The sequence below is a fragment of the Streptomyces sp. NPDC002403 genome (assembly GCF_053593015.1).
Map to the genome: position 1 here is coordinate 18,331 of NZ_JBSFBQ010000060.1, position 21,929 is coordinate 40,259.

A 21,929-nucleotide genomic window follows, 5' to 3' on the forward strand; every position below is an offset into this window, starting at 1 on the left:
TCATCTCGTGCGCCACTGAAGAGGTTAGACATGGCTGGATCAGATTTGAGCAGCTCACAGCCCCCACTGCCGCCGACGGAGGTACTACTCGCCGCCTCCGTCGCCCGACGGTTCTATCTGGACAACCAGTCCAAGGTGGAGATCTCCAAGGAGTTCGACATCAGCCGGTTCAAGGTCGCCCGTCTGCTGGAGGCGGCCGTGGCTCAGGGCATCGTCGAGATCAGTATCACGGTCCCGGCCGAGATCGACACCGAGCTGTCCACAGCACTGCGCCGGCAATTCGGACTCAAGCACGCGATCGTGGTCAAGGCGACAGCCGACGACCCGGGAGGCCCGGAACCGGTCACCGAGTGGCTGGCTCCGACCGCGGCGCAGCTCATCGCGAAGATGGTGGAGCCGGACGATGTGCTCGGCCTCGCATGGGGCCGCGCCGTAAGCTCCGTGGCTGAGGGGTTCACCAAGCTGCCGCCGTGCGCCGTCGTACAGTTGACGGGAGTCCACCCGCTGGAAACCATCACCGCCGACTCCGTCCAGGCGGTCCGCAGGGCCGCGGCCCGATCCGGCGGCAAGGCCTACCCCATTTACGCGCCGCTGGTCCTGCCCAACAAACTCACCACTGACATCCTCCGCTGTCAGCCGGGCATCGCTGAATCCCTCGACCAGTTCGACCGGGTCACCAAGGCGGTCATGGCCATCGGCGCCTGGGAGAACACCCTCTCCACCGTCTACGACAGCCTGACCACGGACGAACGCGAGCAGTACCGCGATCTCGGCGTCGTCGCGGAGATGGGGGCTCTACTGTTCGACAGGGACGGCAGGTTGATCTCCACCGAGCTGAACGACCGCGTCATCTCCATCGGAAGCGAACAGCTCAGCCGCGTCCCCAACGTGATCGGCATCGCGGGAGGGATTCAGAAGGCCGAGGCGATCGGCGCCGTCCTCAGGTCCGGCCTGCTAACGAGCGTCGTCACGGACAGTTCGGCGGCGCTCCATATTCTGGTCGGCTCCCCCTCCGGCGAGCCACGCAGGGAACCCGACCTCGGTCCGCGATTCCGTACGGACACGGCGGAGATTGTCCAGGACACCTCTCACATCGGACTCGCGGAGCCTGCCTGCCTCGGATGAGCCGGCTGGCCGACGGCGGATGAACGAGCTGTTCCCGGGCGCAACCGTGGCATTGCCGCAGGAAGCGTTGGACATCCGGGGGCCGGCCCATTCGATCTGGCTCTGGCGATATGCCCGACGGCGGAACCCGGTCGGTTGGGAACGACGATGTCGTCGTTCCCAACCGACCGGGCCTTGCGGCGTTCGCTCCCCGCACGCTATTCCGGTGGCGAGGATCTTCAGGAAACTCTCCTGGAACTGCTCAACACCGACCGGATCCGTTACTACGCACCGCCGTTGGCCCTGAACTGTCGGCTCGCGATCGCTGCACAGGAGTACACGGTCGGCATGGCCGCACAGGGACACCCCTGAAGGCAGTTGCTCAGCGTCCTCGGCTTCGGCGTCACCGACGCGCGCACCGTCCTGCAGGTGTGCGACCTGCAGTCTATGCTCGCTAAGCAGCCCGACGCCGACCTGCGGGACTGGTCCACCCACCCGCTCGTCAACCAGCCCCATTCCTGGCTGACCGACTCGACCCCCAGGATCCCGCTGCTCAGCCGTGGCTCGCCACCGGCGCCGACCCTGACGGCTCGCTGCTCGGCCGCGCCCTGTACACGGCCTCCCAATCCGCCGTCACCGCTGACCGACCGATCGAGCTGGTGTTACGCGGCGACGCAGGCCTGCAGCACCGGCTCGCTGAAGAGCACCGATCAGCAGACCATCGACGCCTGGAACCGACACAGTTCATCGCGATCGCCGACGCTCACCGGGCCCGGGCCGAGGCCCGCCTCCGGGAGAGTGACCTGGCGGGGCTTGCGGAGCTGCCCCGCAGGGCCCGCGAGGCCAGCAGCGAATCACCAAGCGATCCGCCCCTGATTCATAACATTGCCCTGTTGCAGCTCGTGCAATCGGCGAATATTGCCGGACTACAGTGACCCGTCGGACACAGGCTCGACGCCCGAACGACTTCCGCCGAAACGGAGCTTCGCGATGCCAGCGACCTCACCACCAGTGCCCACTGCCCCTCACGCCCTACCCGGTTTGGGCCATGCCCTGTCGATGGCCCGGAACCCGCTGGATTTCGTCGTAGGCCTGAATGCGGAGCCTCCGATGACGAAGGTCAGGCTGGGCTGGTCGGTCCTCTACATGCTCAACGACCCCGAGCTGCTGCACACCGTGCTGGTGAGCCAGGAAAGCAGCTTCGTGATGGGCCGGTTGATCACCCGCGCGCGCCCGATCTTCGGTGAGGGCCTGGGCATGAACATACTGACCGCGGGGGGGTTCCGGCTGCACGAGCCTCGCCTGGCGCAACGACGCATAATCCAGCCCGCGTTCCGGAGCGTCCTTCAGGAGTCGTACAACGACATCATCGCGCGCAACGTCGAGGAGCGTATCGCGCATTGGCGCCCTGGCCACGTGATCGATCTGTGCCACACCGCGTTCGAGTTCTCATCCATCTCCGCGGTCCGAGCGTTGCTCGGGGACTGCGGCGCGCAGGATGAGCAGGAAGCGGCTCGGCTGCTGCACCGTCTGCTGGGCGGAGTCGTCCGGCACAGTCTCGCTCCTACCTGGTGGGAGGCGATACCGGTTCCGGCCAACCGCCGCTACCGCGATGTGCTCGCTCGCCTGGACACGATTTTCGACCGACGTATTCGGGACACGCGACGTCCGGAATCCGATACCTCGCCGCTACTGAGAGAGTTGACCGGGGGGCGTGACCATCTCGGCAACCCTCTGTCGGGACAGCAGATTCGTGACCACTTGCGCACGATCCTCTCGGCCGGAGCGGCGTCCGCGGCCGATACCGTCCCGTGGATGTTCTACGAGCTCGACCGCAACCCGGAGGTCGCCCGACGAGTGCACGACGAGGTCGACTCCGTTCTTCAAGGAAAGCCCCCGACGCCTGACGCGGTCCGCTCCTTGAGTTACTGCACCCGCGTCGCCCACGAGACGCTCCGCCTGCACACCCCGCAGTGGCTGCTCTCCCGGCGTGCCATCGAACCGGTCCAGCTCGGGGACACGCTGCTGCCCGAGGACTCCACGGTCAGTTACAGCCCCTACGCGCTGCACAGGAATCAGCGCTGGTACCCCGACCCGCTGCGATTCGACCCCGACCGATGGCTTCCGGAGAACGTGGCGGCGTTCCCCCGGTGCGCGTTCATCCCGTTCTCGACCGGCAGCGGCAAGTGCATAGGCAATAGCTTCGCGATGGCCGTGCTCGTGCTGGCCATGGCCGGCATTGCGGCCAAGTGGCGACTTCGCCCGGTGGCGACCCAACCGCCGCGGGAGGTGCTCGGTCTCACCGTCAGCCCCAACTCGATGCAGATGGTGTGTGAGCCTCGGCACTGAACCAGCGCCGGTCCGATTCGAAGGGGGCCGGCCATGGGACCCGCTCCCGCCGCACGCGCGTTGCGTACGGCGGTGGCGGTCCCCGTGGTGGCGGAACGCGTTGAGCCACACCTCCTCCGCCGATGCTCAGTGGGACGCTTCGAGGAATCTACGCAGCTCGGGAATCAGCCTCGGATCATCCAGCGTTTTGCGCCGCCCGAGCCCAGGCATGAGGACAAGACGGGAATCCGGGATCCGGTCGGCGGTGAGGCGGATGAACGGCGCGGGGAAGCTCGCGTCCCGGTCACCTGCGATGAGCAGCGTGGGTGCGGATATGTCGGCGAGCCGCTCCGTCAGATCGAACCCGATCTCCGCCTGCATCACGGCGATGAGGTCGGGCGGGTGGTGCGCCCGGTCGAACGGTTCGCTCACCCATAGCACGCCCGCTGCCATGGCCCGCCCGAGTGGGGACAGCGCGACAGTTGGGGCGAGCGCCACATAGGCGCCCGCGCGGTCGGAACGCCGAAGCCGCTCCGCACACTCGCGTCGCGCGGCACGGCCCTCGTCCCCGAGCCTGCACGCCGTCCCGATCAGCGCCAGGCAGCGAATGACATCGGGCCGGTCAGCCGCAAGCTGCTGGGCTACCATTCCGCCTGTCGAAACCCCGACCACGTCGACCGGCCCTGAGAAGTGCCCCAAGAGAGCCGCCGCGTGCTGTGCCGCCAGCTCCGCCATGGTCACGTCCTGATCCAGGCCGGGCTTGCGGCTGACGAGATGGATCGTGCGCTCTCGCATGAGCGCAGCGAAGGGACGCAGTTCGGACCAGCGCCAGAAGCCAATCGGATTGGCGTTGTTGGGCGCGAAGTGACGGAACACAACGAGTGGCGGTCCCTGCCCAGCCGTCAGATACGGCAGCCCGCCGGGCAGCAGCCCTTCTCGGGTGGGGCCGATCACCAGCTTCACGATTCCGCCTCCTCGTGCGGCAGTTCACAGCCGCCGCGCTCACAGTCGACGTGCCGGACGGCACGAATCACCACTGCCCGCCTCATACTGCTTCCGTACGGCGGACGCCGTGCTGCCGCAGTTCGATCACTGCCCTGCGCAGGCGCAGTCCGGTGCGGACGGCCGCCCTCGTTGCTGCAGAGGCCTGCGGCAGACCGATCGCCAGGCGTGTTCTGTCGTCCAACAGCCCCGCGAACGCGGCCTGCGTGAACTTCCGCAAGACAGTCGGCGTCTTGCCGGTGAACTGGCTCAACGCGGCCATAGCGAGGCGTTCACTTGCCATGGAATATCTCTGCATCCGTCGGGCGCTCTCGTCCAACAGGCTCAACTGACCGTCGTAGCTGGGAGGAAGGTCTTGCACTCCCATCAGCGCACCGAGGCGCTGGTAGAAGCTGATCGCCGCTGACGTTTCGGCGTCCGTCCACGGGCGCTGGCCGACTTCCGAGGCCCAGCGTCGCGGCGACACAACGAACGTCGCCAGCCCGTAACGCAGATCCTCGGCGGTCAGCCCGGCGTGGCGATGGGCTCGATTCATACGACGTATTGCCTCGCGTGCCGCCCTGCTGTCCGGTCCCTCCCGCACCACGGTCTCCAGCAGGTCGATCGTCACCTTGTGACGACCGACCGGGTCACGGAAGTAGTCACCGGACCGGACCAGGGCGGCGGCGAAGCGCGGAACGGTGAAGACCTGGACCATGCCGAGCGCGAGGCCCGCGCGATATTCCTTTCCCGTGGGCCCGGTGAAGAGTCGTCGAAACTCGCACTCGCTCCCATCGGCAGTCATAGCATCTCGATTCAGCCGTTGATTGGGTCGTATGCTGACCATGCGTTCAGACTATACTCACCCCCTGTCCCTGGTCAGGGAGTTGAGCGGGGCCGACAGCGCGACCACAGTGCACGTCATTTTCCGGCCATATAGCGTGAGGGGACGACGAGATGGCCTTGCGAAGAAGGGCTGCGGTCATCGGCAGCGGCATCGCGGGGCTCACCGCCGCCTACCTCCTGGAACGCGACTACGAGGTCTCACTGTACGAGGCCGACGACCGGCTGGGCGGGCACGCCCACAGCCATGACATCGTCACCGCGGAACGTGCCCTCACAGTCGACAGCGGCTTCATCGTCCACAACGAGCGAACGTACCCAACCCTATTGCGCCTCTTTCGCGAACTCGGTGTCGCCACCCAGGATGCCGAGATGAGCATGTCCGTGCGGTGCGAGGGCTGCGGTCTTGAGTACGCGGGCGCGCGCAGGGTTGCGGGATTGATCAGCGGCCCGCGTTCGCTGCTGCGCGGCCGTTACCTACGGATGCTCAGCGAGGTGCCAAAGTTCCACGCGGCGGCCAAAGCGGTGCTGGCCTCCGACGGCACGAGCGGAAGCGGACGCTTCAGTCCGTCGCTGACGCTCGGGGAGTTCCTGGCCGGCCAAAGGTTCTCGCGCTACTTCATTTCGCACTTCGTCACCCCGCTCGTAGCCTGCGTCTGGTCATGCGCCCCTGACGCGGTACCTCTGTACCCGGCAAGCTATCTGTTCCGCTTCCTCGACCATCACGGGCTGCTCGGTATCACCGGTTCGCCCACATGGAAGACGGTGACCGGCGGCTCCCGCAGCTATGTCGAGCGAATAGGCAAGCAGATCACTTCAGTTCACACGGCTGCGCCCGTGCGGGCGGTTCATCGCTTCCCCGGCGGCGTCGAGGTGATCACCGAGGACGCGACAAGCCGACGGTTCGACTCAGTCGTGGTCGCCGTCCATCCGGACCAGGCACTGCGGCTGCTCGCCGAACCGACCGCCGCCGAGCGCCAGGTACTGGGGGCATTCCGCTACTCCCGCAACCCTGTACTCCTGCACACCGACACCTCGCTGCTTCCGCGCAGCGGCCGTGCACGGGCGTCCTGGAACTACCTCATGACGTCCTGCCACGCCCCGGCCGACCGGGTCCGGGTCAGTTACCACATGAACCGGCTGCACCGCTTCGATGCTCCGGAGGAGTACATCGTCACTCTCAACGGCGACGGAAGAGTGGACGAGGACCAGGTACGGGCCCGTATGGAGTACGAGCACCCGCTGTACACCCCGGAATCATTTGCTGCGCAACAGCGGCTGCCGAAGCTCAGCGACGGTGTGACCGCGTTCGCCGGGGCCTACCACGGATGGGGGTTCCACGAGGACGGCTGCCGCTCTGGTGTGCGGGCCGCAGCAGCACTGGGCGTGTCGTGGTGACCGCGCAGCACACCGATTCGCCGATCTCGCCCGCGCTGTACGAGTGCGTCGTGGCGCACACGCGTACAGCACCGCTGCGATACACGTTCCGACACCGCACCTACCTGTGGCTGGTCGACTTGGACCAACTTCCGCGCATTCCCTGGGTGCTGCGTCCGCTCGCCCATTTTGATCCACAAGACCACTTCGGCGGGCAGGAACCCTCGATCAGAGGGGGTGTGGAGCGGTTCCTCGCCGCGCGGGGCGTGGACCTGGCCGGCGGTCGTGTGCTGATGCTGGCCCATGCCCGGGTGCTCGGCCATGTCTTCAATCCACTGAGCCTGTACTGGTGTTACCGCGCCGACGGCATCCTCGAGTGCGTAGTCGCCGAGGTGCACAACACGTACGGCGAACGGCACTGCTATCTGCTGCGTACGGGTGCCGGGGGGCGCGTGGAGGCGGCCAAGGAGTTCTATGTCTCCCCTTTCTTCCCCGTCGACGGCAGCTACCGGATGCGGCTGCCCGAGCCCGCAGACCGTCTCGACATCACCGTACGTCTGGAGCGGCCGACGGATCACGGGGATGAGGGCGGACCGTACGTCGCCACCGTGCGCGGGTTGCGGCTCCCGGCGTCGCCCCGTGCTCTGTTGCGTAGTGCCGTCCGCCATCCGTGGTCCACGGCCGCCGTCTCCGTCCGGATCAGGTTCCACGGCATCCGCCTGTATCTGCGCGGCCTTCCTGTCCAGCCCCGTCGCTCCCACCCGGCCCAGAAGGGAGTGAGATGAGTAATTCTCCATGGCAAAGCTCCACTTCGACCTGGCGACAGCCGCGCACTCCGAGGCGTGCTGCGACAAGCGGCGCAAGCGTTGACCCCGGCCGCTGGCCGGACATCGCAGCGCTGCCCCGTTGCTCCCGCGCCCGCGCGGCCGGCGCCGAACTGGTCACGGCACGGGCGTTCGCGCGTCTTCCGATCCGGGTGCGATTCCCCAGTGGGGAGGTGCGCGGCAGCGCCGGACCTCTGGTGATCGTGCACGACCCGCAGGCGTGCTATCGCAGGCTCGGCGCGGACGGGCTGGTCGGCATCGGGGAGTCCTACATGGCACGGGAGTGGGACACGCAGAGCTCCGGCGACCTGGTGGCGGTATTCACCCTGCTGGCGGAGCGAGCCGCGACGCTCCTCCCGGACGGAGTTCAACGACTGCTTCGACTGTTCATTCCGCGCACGCCCGCGAACAGGCGGAACACCCCGGAGGTCGCGCGCGCCAACACAAGCAGCCACTACGACCTGTCAAACGATCTGTTCGCACTCTTCCTCGACCCGACGATGACGTACTCCTCCGCCGTGTTTGACCAATTCCCCGCGAATTGGAGCACGTTCGCTCAAGCCCAGCAACGCAAGATCGACCTGCTCCTCGACAGGGCCGCGGTCGGTGCGGGAACCCGGCTTCTCGAGATTGGCACCGGTTGGGGCGAGTTGGCGCTGCGCGCGGCGGCCCGCGGCGCTCAGGTCCTTTCCGTGACGCTCTCGAAGGAGCAGCTCGAACTCGCCCGGCGGCGCGTGCGCGACGCGGGCCTGAGCAACATGGTCACCGTGGAGCTGCGAGACTTCCGGGAAGTGCGCGGGTCGTTCGACGCCGTGGTGAGCGTGGAAATGATCGAGGCGGTCGGCCGGGAGTTCTGGCCGGAGTACTTCCGCAGGCTGGAGGGAGCGCTGGCGCCCCGCGGGCGGATAGCGCTGCAAGCCATCACGATGCCGCACAGGCGGATGCTCGCATCCCGGCGTACATACACCTGGATCGACAAATACATCTTCCCGGGCGGCCAGATGCCGTCCGTGGAGGCGCTCGAGCAGGCCGCCGCGGGACACACGCGGTTGCGGACCGTCGAGCGGGAGAGCTTCGGGGCGCACTACGCCGAGACGCTGAGGCTATGGAGGGAACAATTCTGCGCGCGGCAGGAAGACGTGGATGCCCTCGGGTTCGACGAGACCTTTCGGCGGATGTGGACGCTCTACCTGGCCTACTCCGAGGCAGGGTTCCTCAGCAGGTACCTGGACGTCCAACAGATGCTGTTGATGAGGGGAGAAGGCCGATGAGTCCGGGGGTGGCACAGCAGCTGGGGCCGGTGCTGACCGGGGTGCTCGGCGGGGAACTGCCGGTGCGGCTACGCGCATGGGACGGCAGTGAGGAAGGCCCCCCCGACGCACCTTCGGTGGTGCTCCGCTCGGAGCGGGCTCTGCGGCGCCTGCTGTGGCATCCGAACGAACTGGGCCTGGCGCAGGCGTACGTCACCGGAGAGCTGGAGGTGGACGGCGACCTTGCGGAAGGGCTCCGGTCGGTGTGGCGGGCACTCCGTGATGGCGGCGTGTCCGCGCCGGGACCCGGCCTTCGCAACCGGGTCACAGCGGTGGGCACGGCAATACGACTCGGCGTGGTGGGACCTCGGCTGCCGGCTCCGGAATCGCAGGTGCGGATCAGGGGCAGGCTGCACAGCAAGTCCCGGGATCGGGCGGCGATCAGCCACCACTACGATCTGTCCAATTCCTTCTATCAGCTGCTGCTCGACCCGTCGATGGCGTACTCCTGCGGCTACTGGATGCGTCCCTCGGGCAATCCCGCCTACGGCCTCGCGGACGCCCAGCGCGACAAGCTTCGGCTCATCTGTCGCCAACTGGACCTGCGTCCCGGGATGCGGCTGCTCGACATCGGCTGTGGCTGGGGCTCGCTCAGCCTGCACGCGGCCCGCGAGCACAGCGTCAGGGTCTCGGCCATCACCCTTTCGCGCCGCCAAAGGGACTTCGTCCATGACCTGATCCGTGCCGAGGGCCTCGAGGATCTCATAGAGGTGGAGCTGCGCGACTACCGGGACCTTGATGCCGGAGGGTACGACGCTGTCGCCGCGGTCGAGATAGGAGAGCACGTCGGCGACGCCGAGTACCCGCGCTTCGCGGCCGTCCTACACCGGATGCTCAAGCCCGGGGGGCGGTCGTACATCCAACAGATATCTCGTCGAGGCAGTGCTCCGGGCGGCGGCGCGTTCATCGAGTCGTACATCGCACCGGACATGCACATGCGGCCGCTGGGCACCACGGTCGACCTGTTGGAGCTGGCTGGTCTGGAGATACGGGGGACCGAGTCCATGCGTGAGCACTACACGCGGACGATTCGAGCGTGGCATGCCACGCTGGAGCGGCGCTGGGCCGAGGTCGTAGAGCTGGTGGGGGAACAGACGGCACGGGTGTGGCGGCTGTACCTGGTCGGGAGTGCTCTGGCGTTCGAGGAGGGCCGGATGGGCGTGGACCGGATCGTCGCCGTTCGGCCAAGCCCCTACGGCCCAAGCAGCACGGCGTGAAACCACCGACGGACTTGGCCGCCGGTGGTTTCCGGGATCCCGGATCAGGGCCCCCGGACCGTTCCCCGGGTCCCGAGCCCGGTGAGAACCGCGGCCAGCACGGTGCCGACCTGGTGCAGCGAGCGAGGTTCGCACATGGTCACGTGCTCGCAGTCGACCTCCTCACCGTGCAGCCGTCCGGAGAGACGCGCCCGTCGAGCAGCAGACCCCGCAGATATAGCCCGCCCTTCACTCGATGGTCAGCACGCGCCAAAGGCGCGAACACCTCCCCGGCAAACTCATTTCAAGGCGCGCTTCCAGGGCGCCGGGGGCTTCGCCCTGTGCGGCCGAATGCCGTGCGGCGCCGGATGTAGCGCCGGGCTCAGCGGGCGACGCACCGCATCTGGAGCCCCCGAGGCACCAGAGTGGCGCGGACCACAGGGCGGACGCGGGCGTTTTCGACTGGTTCCAGGAGCCACTGCGTTGTGATGGAGGCCAGTGCCAGGGTGGCCAGCGTCATGGCGAAGGTGTCGCCAATGCATTTGCGGGCGCCACCACCGAAAGGAATGAAAGTTCCACGGGTTTTCTCGGCAGCGTTCTTTTCTGTCCAACGGTCGGGGTCGAATCGGCCCGGGTCGGGATATACGTCCGGTCGGTGATGAATGACGTAGGGACTGTAGATGAGGGTGGTCCCGGCCGGGATCCGGTGTCCGCCCAGTTCGGTGTCGTCGGTCGCGACGCGGGTGAGCAGCCACAGTGAGGGGCGTATCCGCAGCGTCTCGGTGATGACGCGTCCGGTCAGCTCCAGCGCGGGGAGATCCGTGAAGGCTGCGCAGCGATCTGCCAGTACAGCGCTCGTCTCAGCCTGAAGCCGACGCTCGATGCCCGGATTCTCCGCCAGATAGTGCAGTGCCCAGGCCAGGGTGTTCGCGGTGGTTTCGGTGCCGGCGAGGAAGAACGTCACGACTTGGTCGGTGATTTCAGCGTCTGACAGGCTGTCCGGGCTGTCGGAGTTTTCGGACGAGGCCAACAGTGTTGACAGGAAGTCGTCCCCGTCTGTTCCGGCACTGCGGCGCTCCTTGACTATCCGGCCGATCGTCCCGTGGAGGCGTGCGCGTGCCCGTTCATGCCGAAGGTTGCCACGGGTGGGCGCTTTGTCCAGGAACGGCGGCTGGAGTGTCCGGGTGAACATCCCCGTCAGGAGAATGTGCAGATCCTCAAGCATCTCCGCTTGGCTGGACACGTCAAGCCGTGTGCCGAACATCGTCGCGCAAGTCACCTTCATGGTGAGTTGTTGCATGACCGAGGGCACGTCGAGGACCTGCTCGTCGCGCCAGGAATCGATCATGTCCGCGATGAAGGCGGTCATCACATCTGCGTATGCGGGCATCCGGCCTCGGTGAAAGGCAGGTTGCACCAGCCGCCGCTGCCGCCGATGTTTGTTATAGGGGCACGATGCGAGCCCATCGCCCACGATTTCGCGTCCGCGCTCGATGAAGAGCCCGCCCTTGTCGAATGTACGGTCATCAACCAAGACTTTACGCGTGAGCTCTGGGTCGCAGACCACAATGGCAGGCTCGGGGCCGAGTTGTATACGGACCAAATTGCCGTACGAGGGCAGGGACAGGAGGAAACCGAGGGGGTCCCTGAGGAGCTGCCACGCGTGTCCAACCAGCGGAAGAGCCTGTGGGGCCTTCGGCATCTTGTCTGTGATCAACGTATCTGACATAACGTCCTTTCGCGACGGTCACCTCGACATCTGCCAGAGAATGCTCGAGCCCTCAATCGTTTCTTCCGTCAGGGAGAGAAAACACCGTGCCACACAGCCGACGCCGACGGGCACATCGCATACTTGCGCACCAGCAAGCCGAGGTCGGCCGGAATGTAGGTGGGCCATGCATCTTGGGCGCCAACTCTGCCACCACTCGGTGGCGTTGGGAAGTACTCCCCTGCTTGCTCATGTGTGTGGTGACATCAATACGACTCACCAGACTGCGCCTGGCCAGTGTGCGTACGTGAGTCCTGGACCCACTGCTGCGCACTGGGCGCATCCCGAATGGTTTCGGATGCACTGCTCCCCCACTTCGCTTCTTTCTCGGAGGCAGGCCTCCAGGGCTGTGGTCCGTTGTGGGTGGGCTGGTTCACACCCCGGCCACCTGACCCGGCCGGGGCGGTCCGATGCCCCGCACAATCACTCCGGCCGTGTGGGGCTGTGCCGTCCGTCACCGAATCGGGTGTCCATGAGCGCTTCGTCATCCCCCTCAAGGCCGGACACTTGTCACCCGGTCAAACGAGCGAGGACTCGCTACCGTTCACCGCAACTCACTTCAGCTCGTAGACTGACAGTGGTTCACAACCCCTGCCCCGAGCCCGGCCCGGCGGATCACGCGGGCTCGATGGGGAGATTCGCTGTCCATGCCGGGGAGTTTCGCTGTCCGCGCGGCAGCAGTCCAAACATTGGCCGAATATTCCGTTGACAGCCTCTCCCGGTGCTGGCCTGTCTGAGGTAGACATGGCCGACGATTAGATGCATGCCACATGCGAAGCCCCTGCAGACAGTTGGGTGCCGGTCGTGTCTGCCCGGGGGGAGGAGATCTGCCGGTGGACGGTACGGGCGTAATGGCGGGGTTGAGACGGCTCGTGGTTCGGGTGGGGGCGGCGGAGATGCCACGGGTGCAGCGGCTGTCCCCCGGACGCCGCTGGTGATGCATCGCGCGTGGCCATCGCCTCCTGCACGCGGCACCAACACTTCGAGGGCGCCGATGAAACGACTCTGATGAAGGGTCGGATGGGTTCGGTGTTCCAATTCAGCTACAGCACGGCAATCACGGAATAGGCGGAATGAGTCATGTCGGCTTCAGAGTCGGAACCGGTCGCGATCATCGGGATCGGCTGCCGGTTCCCGGGCGGAGTGGAGACGCCCGGCGGGCTGTGGGACCTGGCAGCGGAGAGACGACGGACAGCGGGACCCGTCCCGGCTGGGCGGTGGGACGCTGCGCGCCTAGCGCGTATGCATGACCCGGAGCTGGCTGAGCGGGCTGGGCACGGCTGCTTCCTCCAGGGGGATGTGTGGGCCTGGGACCCAACAGCGTTCTCTGTCGCGCCGATGGAACAGCGGTGGATCGATCCGCAATTCCGGGTGCTGACGGAGGTTGCCTGGGAGGCGGTGGAGCATGCGGGCATCCCGGTGGACCGCATCCGTGGCTCGCGCACCGGGGTGTATGCGGGTACATATGCGCCGGACAATCTCTTCCGTGAGTACAGGCCCGTGGAGGACGCCCCCAACAGTGCTTATCTGTTCGGGAACTTCACGGCCGGGGCGGCAGGCCGGGTGGCGTTTTCGATGGACCTGCGCGGCCCGGCGTTGGTCATCAGCACCCACTGCTCGTCAGGCCTGGTCGCGCTGGATGTGGCGTGCGGGGCACTGACCCTGGGCGAGTGCGACATGGCCCTCGCCGGCGCGGTGCTGTTGATGCTCGCGCCCGAGACGCACTACTACGAGGCGCCCTTGCTGCTCTCGCCGAGCGGAGCCTGCTCCGCCTTCGACGCACGGGCCGACGGGTACGTGCGCGGGGAGGGCGCCGGGATGCTGGTCCTGAAGCGGCTGACCGATGCACGACGTGACGGCGACCGGGTGTTGGCCGTCATCCGGGGCAGCGCGGTCAACAACGACGGGCAGGCCACCCGGCTGACCGCGCCCTCGGCCGACCTGCAACAGCAACTGTTCCGCGAGGCCGCCGCCAAGGCCGGCATCGATCCGGGCGAGGTGGGGCTGGTGGAGGCGCACGGGCCGGGCACAGCGGTGGGCGACCCGGTCGAATACACCTCCATCAATGCCGTGTACGGGCGGGGCCGGGGACGCTGTGCACTCGGCTCGGTCAAGACGAACATCGGGCATTCGGAACCTGTGTCCGGCATCGCCGGAACCATAAAGGCAGTGGAGAGCCTGCGCCGCGGGGTGATCCCCCCAAATGCCGTCTTCGACGAGTGGAACCCCACCATTCCCCGTGACGAGGCTTCCCGCCTGTTCGTACCGACCGAGCTGACCGACTGGCCGGTGGACGGGACGGCCCGGCTGGCGGCCGTCTGCTCCTACGGAGTAACCGGTACCAACGCCCACGTCGTACTGGAGTCCGCGCCTACCGTCACCCGCCGCAGCCGGGGCCGACTGACGCCCCAAAGGCAGGACGCCGCGCAACTGTTCCCTGTGTCGGGAGCTTCCCCGCAGTCCTTGCGTCTGGCCGCGCTGCGCCTGGCGACCTGGGCGGAAGGCTCTGGAGCGGATACGAGTCTTGCGGATGTCGCGCACACGCTTGGGATGCGCCGATCACACGGAGGCCATCGGCTCGGCATCGTCGCCCGCGATCACCGTGAACTCGTGGCGCGCGCCCGCGCCTTCGCACGTGGGGAGGAAGCCGAGGGGGCCATCTCGGGCTCGCCGGTACTGCCGCCCGAGCATGCCGGGCCGGTATTCGTGTTCACCGGACAGGGCTCCCAGCGGCCCGGCATGTGCCGGGGCCTGCTGCGCACTGAGCCGGTGTTCGCTGCGGCGATCGACGAGATGGACCCGCTGATCCAGGCCGAGGCCGGCTTCTCGCTTCGCAAGGTGATCGAGCACCCGGAGCAGCTGGTGGGCCTGGAGCGGATACAGCCTGCGCTGTTCGGTGTGCAGGTGGCGCTGGCCGGACTGTGGAGGTCCTGGGGGGTCGAGCCCGCGGCCGTCATCGGCCAGTCCCTCGGCGAGGTCGCCGCGATCGTGGTCGCGGGCGGCCTGAGCCTGACAGACGGCGTGAAGGTGATCTGCCGCCGCTCGGCGCTGCTCGCTACGATCTCCGGCGGCGCGATGGCCTCTGTGATGCTCAGCGCCGCCCAGGTGCAGGAGGCGATCGACACGGCTAGGGCGGACGGGGTCTCTGTGGGCGTGCTCACCTCGCCCTCGATCACGGTGGTGTCCGGTGACACCGCCCAGGTGGCCGGCCTGGTGGAACGGTGGGAAGCAGACGGCGTGGTGGCCAAACTGATCGACGTCGATGTCGCTTCGCACTCGCCGCAGGTCGACCCGATCCTCGAACGGCTGTGCACTGTGCTGGCCGACATACCTCGGGCCTGTCCCCGCATCCCCTTCTACTCCACGGTCACCCCCGATCCGCAGGCGCCGGACTCACTCGACGGACCGTACTGGGTACGCAATCAGCGCGACCCGGTGCGGTTCCACGCGGCCGTGTCCGCCGCGCTAGCGACCGGCCACCGGCTGTTCATCGAATGCACCCCGCACCCGCTGGCCGTCCGCCCGATCCTGGACATCGCCCGGCACGACGGGGCACCGGATGTAGTCGCGGTCGGCAGCCTGCGGCAGCGACTTTCCGATCAGGACGCGTTCCTGGCCCATCTCGCGGCGGTGCACGCGGCCGGGTACGACGGCATCGACTTCGCGATACGCTACGGAAGCGGTGAGCTCGCCGACGTCCCCGGCACCGCCTGGCACCGCACCCGTCACGGCGGAGACGAACAGCCCTACCGGCTCGTCGCACCGCAACTACCCGGTGCCGATCAGCACCCGCTCCTCGGTGGGCACGTCCACGACCCCGACCACCCCGAACGCCATCTGTGGCAGACCCCCGTCGGCCCGGGACGCCTTCCCTGGCTCGCCGACCACAAAGTGGCCGACGTACCGGTGCTACCGGGAACCGGGGCAGTGGAGATGATGCTCGCAGCCGCCACACGGGTATTCGGCACCACCACGGTCGCCGTCCGGGACGTGAGTGTCGCAAGCCCCCTGGTTCTGGATCCGGAACCAGTGGTCACCACCCGCCTCGTACGCGACAACTCCGACGAGAGCGCCCGGGTCGAGATCGTCTCGGTGACGGACGGCGAGGTGACCGTGCACGCCCACGGCACCGTTTATCCGCTGCCGTCGGGCGAGCGACCCGCCCCGCTGGCCAGGGCCGAGCGTAACCCCGAGGGCTGGCGGGACAGCGAGCCCTCCGCACTGCATCGCACCTTCCGCAAACGACACGACGTTTTCCACGGCCCGGCCTTCACCGCGATCGACCGTATCCAGGTGCACCCCAGCGAGGACCTGGCCCTGGCTACACTGCGCACACACGACGCCGCACGGGTGTCGGCCTGGACGATGTCGCTGCACCCGGCGCTCGCCGACCAAGTGGTGCAAAGCGCCGTCTCGGCGTGGCTGGCCCACTACGTCCTCACCCCGGGCCCGGTGGTGGTCGCCGGATTCGAGGAGGTACGGGTTCACGGCAACACCGCACACACTCGACTCGCCGCCATCCGCGTGCACCGGGCCGATGACCTCGGCTGCACCGCATCGGCCCGTCTGGCTACGGCGGACGGCACCGTTGTCGCGGAAATCCGCGGACTGCGGGTCAGTAACATCACTCCACCCGCCCAGCGGTTCGCCGCTCGTCTCTCCCACCTCCGCTGGATACAGCAGGATGCCCCCGCGAACCGTCACCGCGCCACGGACGGCCGGTGGCAGGTGCTGGCCAGCCAGGACAACACCTGGCCCGCGGAGCTGGCTCTGGAACTGAAGAAGCACACCGCCGAATGCCGCCTCACACCACTTGACGCCATATCGGCAGACCCGGCAGCCCTGCGTGGATCCAACGGCGTCGTCCTCGCCCTTGAGGACGACGCCGCCGAGTCTGCTGAACAGGTCCGCAGGACGGTCGCACGAACGGTCGCTCTCATCCAGCATCTGACCCAGCTGGAACGGCCTCCACGGCTGTGGGTGATATCCGGCCCGGAGAGCACACTGGTCACTGCCGCGCTACGCGGCCTGCTCCGCACCGCGGCATACGAGCACCCTGAACTCGCGCCCAGCTTCGTACAGTTCACACTCGAAACACCGTTCCTGGCACTCCTGGCGGAGCTCCTCGACACCACGCAACCCATCACGGAAGTCGCGCTGCGGCCCAACGACCGCCACATCGCCTGCGTCACCCCCGGCCCTAACACTGGCGCGGTGCCCCGCACCGTGCCTGAGAGGACGGTACGCTCCGGTGCGGCCTACCTGGTCACCGGAGGCCTCGGCGGCCTGGGTCTGCCCACCGTCGAGTGGCTCGCCCACAGCGGCGCGGGACGCATCGTCATCATCAACCGCTCCATACCCACCCCCGAAGCCGCGGCACGGCTGAGCGAGCTGCGCGCGGCCGACACCGACATCATTCTGATCCGCGGTGACGTCGCCGACCCGCAGCTCGCCAGGCAAGCAGTCACCGCGGCCGGCGTCGGCGGGCTCGCACTCCGCGGCGTGCTGCACCTGGCCGGAGTCGTCGAAGACGCCACCTTAACCAACCTCGACGAGCGCCTGCTCGAACGAGTCTGGCGCGGCAAAGCCGACGGAGCCTGGGCGCTGCACCACGCCACAGCCGAAGCCGACCTCGACTTCTTCACCCTCTACTCCTCGGTCGCCTCCCTGATCGGCTCCCCGGGGCAAGCCGCCTATGCCGCAGCCAACGGCTTCCTCGACGGGCTCACCGCCTTGCGCCTCGCCCAGCACCTGCCCGCCACTTCAATCCACTGGGGCGCCTGGAGCGAAGTCGGCCGCGGCCGACACCTGGCCCAGCGCGGTTTTCTCACCATCACCCCCACCGACGGCATCGACGCACTGAGACACATCCTGGCCGCCGGCCACCAGCAGGTCGCCTACTCCCCACTGGACATCGCCCAGTGGGCCGGTCCCTATCCGGCACTGCGCGACTCCACGCTCTTCGCCGAGCTGCTCACCCCGGACAACAATGAGGGCAACGGATCCACCGTACGGGACCAACTCCTGCTCGCAGACGGGAACTCGGCACGCCGCGAAATCCTTCAAACCTTCATCATCGAAACCGTTCGCGCTCTCCTGGGCGACATCACCCGTCACATCGGACCCCACACCAGCATGGTCATACTCGGCCTCGATTCCCTCGGCGCCGTCCAACTCCAGCAACGCCTCCAGCACGCTCTGCAGATCGAAATGAAACCTGGAGTGATCTGGGTCAAACCCACCGCCGCCGGCCTCACCGACTGGCTGCTGGATGCCACAGGGCTACTACCCGGCTCAGCGGCCCATTCCCGCCCGAGTGGCACGTAACTCCAGAAGGGAACAGCGAGAAGTGAGAACGCACTCGCACACAGACTCCTTCCTCTATGAGCTCGACGAACCCGATGAGTCAGGTGCATCCGCCCGTTGGAACACCCCCGTCATGGCCTGGTCCGCGTTGGGCGTCTGCGCCTTGGCTTTCCAGACTCTCGTCTTCGTCCGGTGGATCACCGCCGGCGGAATGCACGCCGTTCCGGACGGCAACTATGAGATCTCGCCAGGGCGGGCCGCACTCACCTGGGTCGGGCAGGGTGCGATGTTCACGGTCGTCGTCTTCTGCGTGGCAGTGACGTGGTATCGCAGCAGGAAGGCGGGCCGGATCACCTTCGACACCGCAATCGTCATCGGCTTCGGCCTCTCCTTCTGGCTCGCTCCGCTGTCGAACGCGCGTGATCTCATCGCCATCGGCAACCGGTACGCGCTCAACGTCTCCACATGGGGCCCCTATATTCCCGGTTGGGACGGCCCCCATCCGGAACTCCAGGTCGAGACGGTGATAGCAGCAAGCGTGCTGATGTATATCCCCGTCATAACCTGGGTCTGGGCCCAGATGTGGTTCATGACCCGATTCTCACGTCGGTGGCCCAGTTGGGGGATGGTCCGACTGTTGCCCGTCTTCCTGCTCTCGGGAGCCCTGCTCGACGCACTCTTCGAGGTGATCCTCGTCGCCGGTCTCGGCATGTACGGATACCCGTCGGCGAATCAGCAGCTCGCTCTGTTCGGCGGCCACTGGTACCAGGTCCCCCTGGGGCATGTGATCGCGGGCATCCTGCTGCCCACCCCAACGGCCATGGTGTGGCTCCACGCTCGGCGCCGAGGACGGGAGGTACACATCTTCCGTGGCTCGGCGGAGTTCGCACCATGTACCCGCAACTGGCTTCGTATCCTCGCAGCTGTGGGCTTCACCAACCTCGTGATGCTCGGCTGGATGGTGATCTCCATGAACACCACCATGCTCGGAACCGACCCCATGCCAGCCGACATGCCCAGCTGGATCTGGCCCCGCTGAGCCGTTCGTCAGAGCAGAGCGAAGGACCTTCCCCATGACGCACCACGGACGCACCCCGACCACCGCTCACCCACAGCGCGGCCACGCAATCGTCATCGGCGCAGGCATCGCCGGCCTGCTGGCCGCCCGTGCCCTGAGCGATACCTTCCAGCAGGTCGACATCCTGGAGCGAGACCGGCTTCCTTCAACTTCCGCACACCGCAATGGCGTTCCCCAAGATCGGCACGCCCATGCCCTCCAAGCGCGCGGGCTGCAGCTCTTCGAAGAATTCTTCCCCGGCCTTCAAGACGAACTGTCGACTGCGGGAGCACCGCTGGTCGATTTCTGCGCGCACGCACGGCTGCAGCTGCCCGGCGGAGCACCGCCGCCCGTGACCTCCGGAATCCTCATCCAACCGGTGAGTCGCCCCTTCCTGGAGAAGGCGGTGCGCGACCGGGTGGCCCGCATCCCGGGTGTACGCATCCAAGACCGGGTCACAGTGACGGGACTGGTGCAGGAACGGACAAACCGCCGTGTCACGGGGGTCCGTGTGGCACACCGCTCGCCGCAACCCCGTCCCGAGGAAGACCTGGCAGCCGACCTAGTCGTCGATGCCAGCGGCCGCAACTCCCGCCTCCCCGATTGGCTCGTCGCCCTTGGCCTGCCCCGCCCGGCCGAGACGATCGTCGACGCCGACGTCGCTTACGTCACCCGCCACTTCGAAGCCTCACCACACACCCCCGGCGGCTGGCTCGCCCTCTTCGAGACGCCACGGGCTCCCGATGTCCCCCGGGGATGCTTTGCCCTGCGCACCGAGGGCAACCGGCTCATCGTGACCCTACAAGGAGCTGCCGGTGACCACCCGCCCAAGGGCGAACAGGGCTTCCACACCTTCCTCAAGTCCCTCACCCCTGCAACGGTGAACGCCATCGCCCCGCTGGTACCCCGGTCCGCGCCCTACCGCTACGCCCGCACCGCCAATCGCCGCCGGCACCTCGACAACATCAAACCCTGGCCGGACGGGCTGATCGCACTCGGCGATGCGACATGTGTCTTCAATCCGGTCTACGCCCAGGGCATGACGGTCGCCGCGTTGGAGTCCCTCGCCCTCCGCGATCTGCTCGCACGCCACATAGACCATGAACTGCGCGGCTTTGCCGCAGAATTCCAGCGCCGCACAGCCCACATCACCCGCTGGCCATGGCTGATGGCCACCCTCTCCGACCGCGGGTGGCAGACCGAAACTCCCTCCTCTCCGCTCCTTCGCGCCGGACAGTGGTACCTCAGCAAGTGGTACGCACTCATTACTCACCACCCACGTATGTTCCAGGACTTCGCACGGGTGGCGAACATGCTCTCCGGCCCGGCCGTGCTCGCCCGCCCCCGTCATCTGTTGCGGATCATCGGCTCAGGCCAAGCGCCGGAGCGCCGGGGGTGATTGCTCCGGGTGCACTCCGGTACGTGTGCCCCCTCCACCCCCTGAGGGACTTAGTTGGGAAATGCCGCCTACGTCACCGCCACCCACATCGTCACCGCCCTCGACGACCACAGCATCGAGCTGCTGGTCCCGGTCGGGCTCGACACCTGCCACGACAACCACCAGGGCGAACACTTCACGCAGAGCGCCTTCACCATCGACTGGCAGGCAAAGAAGGTCACCTGTCCCCGGGGCAAGGTCAGCGCCAGCAGGACCGACCAGTGCAAGAGCAGTGGCGCCCCCATCTCGCGGGGCCACCCCGCCTCGGGACCGCGCGAGTTTCCCGTTTGCGACAAGTGCACCAGGGCCGCGTCGACGTCTGGCTCACCGGCACTCCGCTCGGCGAGTGCGAAACCTCACATCTGACCCGCCTCGAACTCGCCGCGTGAACCCGTGATCAAGCAGCCGACTTGCGGATTTCCTAATGGAGTCCCAACTCAGTTCAACGGGTGTCGTCGATCTGTTTACCAATTGGCGGGTTCGGGTCGCTAGGATGCGGCAGCAGTGGGGGTTCGGTGTGAGCCGGTCCCTGTGGGCTGGAGCTGTCCGGCGGTGTGCGGTCGTCGGGTTGTGCTCGGCAGGTTCGGCTGCGGACGGCATTCCGGAGCTGATGTGCAGAGCCACACCAACCCGGGGTGGGCAGTGTGCTGTCATGCTTTCTTTCCAGATGTTTGCGTTCTTGCTTGAGGCGCGTTCGTGGGCGGGCGTGGCCAAGGGGCAGCACGCGCGTTCTATGTCTGTGACGTGCCCTGGTGGCGGGCCGATATCTCGTAGCCCTGGCACATGGTCCTGGTCCTGGTCCTGGTCCTGGTCCTGCGCGAAGGCCCGCCCGATCTCTGGTGTTCCCGGATCCGGAAGTGACTTGTGGCTGCGTGCCAGGGTGCCGGACAGGGGTCGTGGTCTCTTCCGTCTGTCGAACGAGGAAAGTGATGAGCGAGAAGGGCCCTGCCGACTCTGGTGTGCCGGACGGTGAGAAGGCCTGGGCTGCGGTTGTTGGTGAGCTGGGGTTCTGGGTCCTGTTCCTGGCTGGTCCGTTGACCGTGGTCGGTCTTGATGGCTTCGGGATCGGCGGCGCTTCCCCGGACAGGGCCTCCTTGGGCGGTGCGTGCCCGGGTGGTGTGTGTGGGTGGATGCGGGAGTGTCGGTGGTGGGTGAGGTTGGGGTGGTGCGGGGGAGTGCTTTGCGGGTGATGTGTGATCAGGGTTTGTTGGGTGGGTGGTTTTAGTCGTGGAGGATATTCGGATCAGTGGTGGGCTGGCTTCTTTTGTGGAGGTCTGGCTTGGTGCGAGTGTGCCGAGGGGTAGTGAGGGTCGGGGGTTTGATAGCCGGTTGCCGTTTTTGGAGACGGCGAGGGGGCTTGAGGACTGGTCGGTTTCGCTTCGGGGTGTGGTGGCGCA

15 protein-coding genes are annotated in these 21,929 nt (G+C 67.0%); 12 read left to right on the forward strand and 3 right to left on the reverse strand.

Going from position 1 to position 21,929, the window contains the following annotated elements:
* The first annotated feature begins 30 nt into the window (after positions 1-30).
* The 3 genes from ACWCPY_RS36825 to ACWCPY_RS36835 all read left to right on the forward strand — a co-directional run bounded on the left by ACWCPY_RS36825 (position 31) and on the right by ACWCPY_RS36835 (position 3,453).
* Positions 31-1,125: a sugar-binding transcriptional regulator gene (locus tag ACWCPY_RS36825; protein ID WP_451272544.1), complete on the forward strand. Its 1,095-nt coding sequence runs from the start codon at positions 31-33 to the stop codon at positions 1,123-1,125.
* A 147-nt stretch (positions 1,126-1,272) separates the two neighbouring features.
* Positions 1,273-1,476 (forward strand): hypothetical protein, encoded by a 204-nt coding sequence (locus tag ACWCPY_RS36830; RefSeq protein ID WP_451272546.1) that lies wholly within the window; start codon positions 1,273-1,275, stop codon positions 1,474-1,476.
* A 618-nt stretch (positions 1,477-2,094) separates the two neighbouring features.
* Complete coding sequence (locus tag ACWCPY_RS36835) at positions 2,095-3,453, forward strand: cytochrome P450 (protein ID WP_451272548.1); 1,359 nt, start codon at positions 2,095-2,097, stop codon at positions 3,451-3,453.
* Positions 3,454-3,579: 126 nt separating this feature from the next.
* On the opposite strand, the gene ACWCPY_RS36840 is transcribed toward ACWCPY_RS36835, so the two are convergent.
* The gene (locus tag ACWCPY_RS36840; protein ID WP_451272550.1) at positions 3,580-4,395 is read right to left on the reverse strand and encodes an alpha/beta fold hydrolase; all 816 of its coding nucleotides are present in this window, start codon (positions 4,393-4,395) and stop codon (positions 3,580-3,582) included.
* Between the two features lie 82 nt (positions 4,396-4,477).
* Positions 4,478-5,260: an oxygenase MpaB family protein gene (locus ACWCPY_RS36845; RefSeq protein WP_451272552.1), complete on the reverse strand. Its 783-nt coding sequence runs from the start codon at positions 5,258-5,260 to the stop codon at positions 4,478-4,480.
* Between the two features lie 110 nt (positions 5,261-5,370).
* On the opposite strand from ACWCPY_RS36845, the gene ACWCPY_RS36850 reads away from it, so the two are divergent.
* Genes ACWCPY_RS36850 through ACWCPY_RS36865 form a run of 4 tightly spaced genes read left to right on the forward strand, consistent with a single transcriptional unit; the run spans position 5,371 to position 9,984 of the window.
* Positions 5,371-6,654, forward strand: coding sequence for an NAD(P)/FAD-dependent oxidoreductase (locus tag ACWCPY_RS36850; protein WP_451272554.1), 1,284 nt, complete (start codon positions 5,371-5,373; stop codon positions 6,652-6,654).
* A gap of 23 nt (positions 6,655-6,677) precedes the next feature.
* Complete coding sequence (locus tag ACWCPY_RS36855) at positions 6,678-7,418, forward strand: DUF1365 domain-containing protein (protein ID WP_451272574.1); 741 nt, start codon at positions 6,678-6,680, stop codon at positions 7,416-7,418.
* Positions 7,415-8,728 carry a class I SAM-dependent methyltransferase gene (locus ACWCPY_RS36860; protein ID WP_451272556.1) on the forward strand — a complete coding sequence of 438 codons (1,314 nt, stop codon included), beginning with the start codon at positions 7,415-7,417 and terminating at the stop codon, positions 8,726-8,728. The genes ACWCPY_RS36855 and ACWCPY_RS36860 overlap by 4 nt, the downstream gene beginning before the upstream one ends.
* Positions 8,725-9,984, forward strand: coding sequence for a class I SAM-dependent methyltransferase (locus ACWCPY_RS36865; protein WP_451272558.1), 1,260 nt, complete (start codon positions 8,725-8,727; stop codon positions 9,982-9,984). The genes ACWCPY_RS36860 and ACWCPY_RS36865 overlap by 4 nt, the downstream gene beginning before the upstream one ends.
* Positions 9,985-10,345: 361 nt before the next feature.
* On the opposite strand, the gene ACWCPY_RS36870 is transcribed toward ACWCPY_RS36865, so the two are convergent.
* Complete coding sequence (locus tag ACWCPY_RS36870; protein ID WP_451272560.1) at positions 10,346-11,692, reverse strand: cytochrome P450; 1,347 nt, start codon at positions 11,690-11,692, stop codon at positions 10,346-10,348.
* A 987-nt stretch (positions 11,693-12,679) separates the two neighbouring features.
* Between ACWCPY_RS36870 and ACWCPY_RS36875 the strand changes: the two genes are divergently transcribed.
* The 5 genes from ACWCPY_RS36875 to ACWCPY_RS36895 all read left to right on the forward strand — a co-directional run bounded on the left by ACWCPY_RS36875 (position 12,680) and on the right by ACWCPY_RS36895 (position 20,898).
* Positions 12,680-12,799 (forward strand): hypothetical protein, encoded by a 120-nt coding sequence (locus ACWCPY_RS36875; protein WP_451272562.1) that lies wholly within the window; start codon positions 12,680-12,682, stop codon positions 12,797-12,799.
* 12 nt (positions 12,800-12,811) lie between these two features.
* A complete protein-coding gene (locus ACWCPY_RS36880) occupies positions 12,812-18,058 on the forward strand; it encodes a type I polyketide synthase (protein WP_451272564.1) in 5,247 nt (1,748 codons plus the stop codon).
* Between the two features lie 112 nt (positions 18,059-18,170).
* Positions 18,171-19,076 (forward strand): spirocyclase AveC family protein, encoded by a 906-nt coding sequence (locus ACWCPY_RS36885; protein WP_451272566.1) that lies wholly within the window; start codon positions 18,171-18,173, stop codon positions 19,074-19,076.
* A gap of 34 nt (positions 19,077-19,110) precedes the next feature.
* Positions 19,111-20,493, forward strand: coding sequence for an FAD-dependent oxidoreductase (locus ACWCPY_RS36890; protein WP_451272568.1), 1,383 nt, complete (start codon positions 19,111-19,113; stop codon positions 20,491-20,493).
* Between the two features lie 54 nt (positions 20,494-20,547).
* Positions 20,548-20,898: a hypothetical protein gene (locus ACWCPY_RS36895; RefSeq protein WP_451272570.1), complete on the forward strand. Its 351-nt coding sequence runs from the start codon at positions 20,548-20,550 to the stop codon at positions 20,896-20,898.
* Positions 20,899-21,929 lie beyond the last annotated feature (1,031 nt).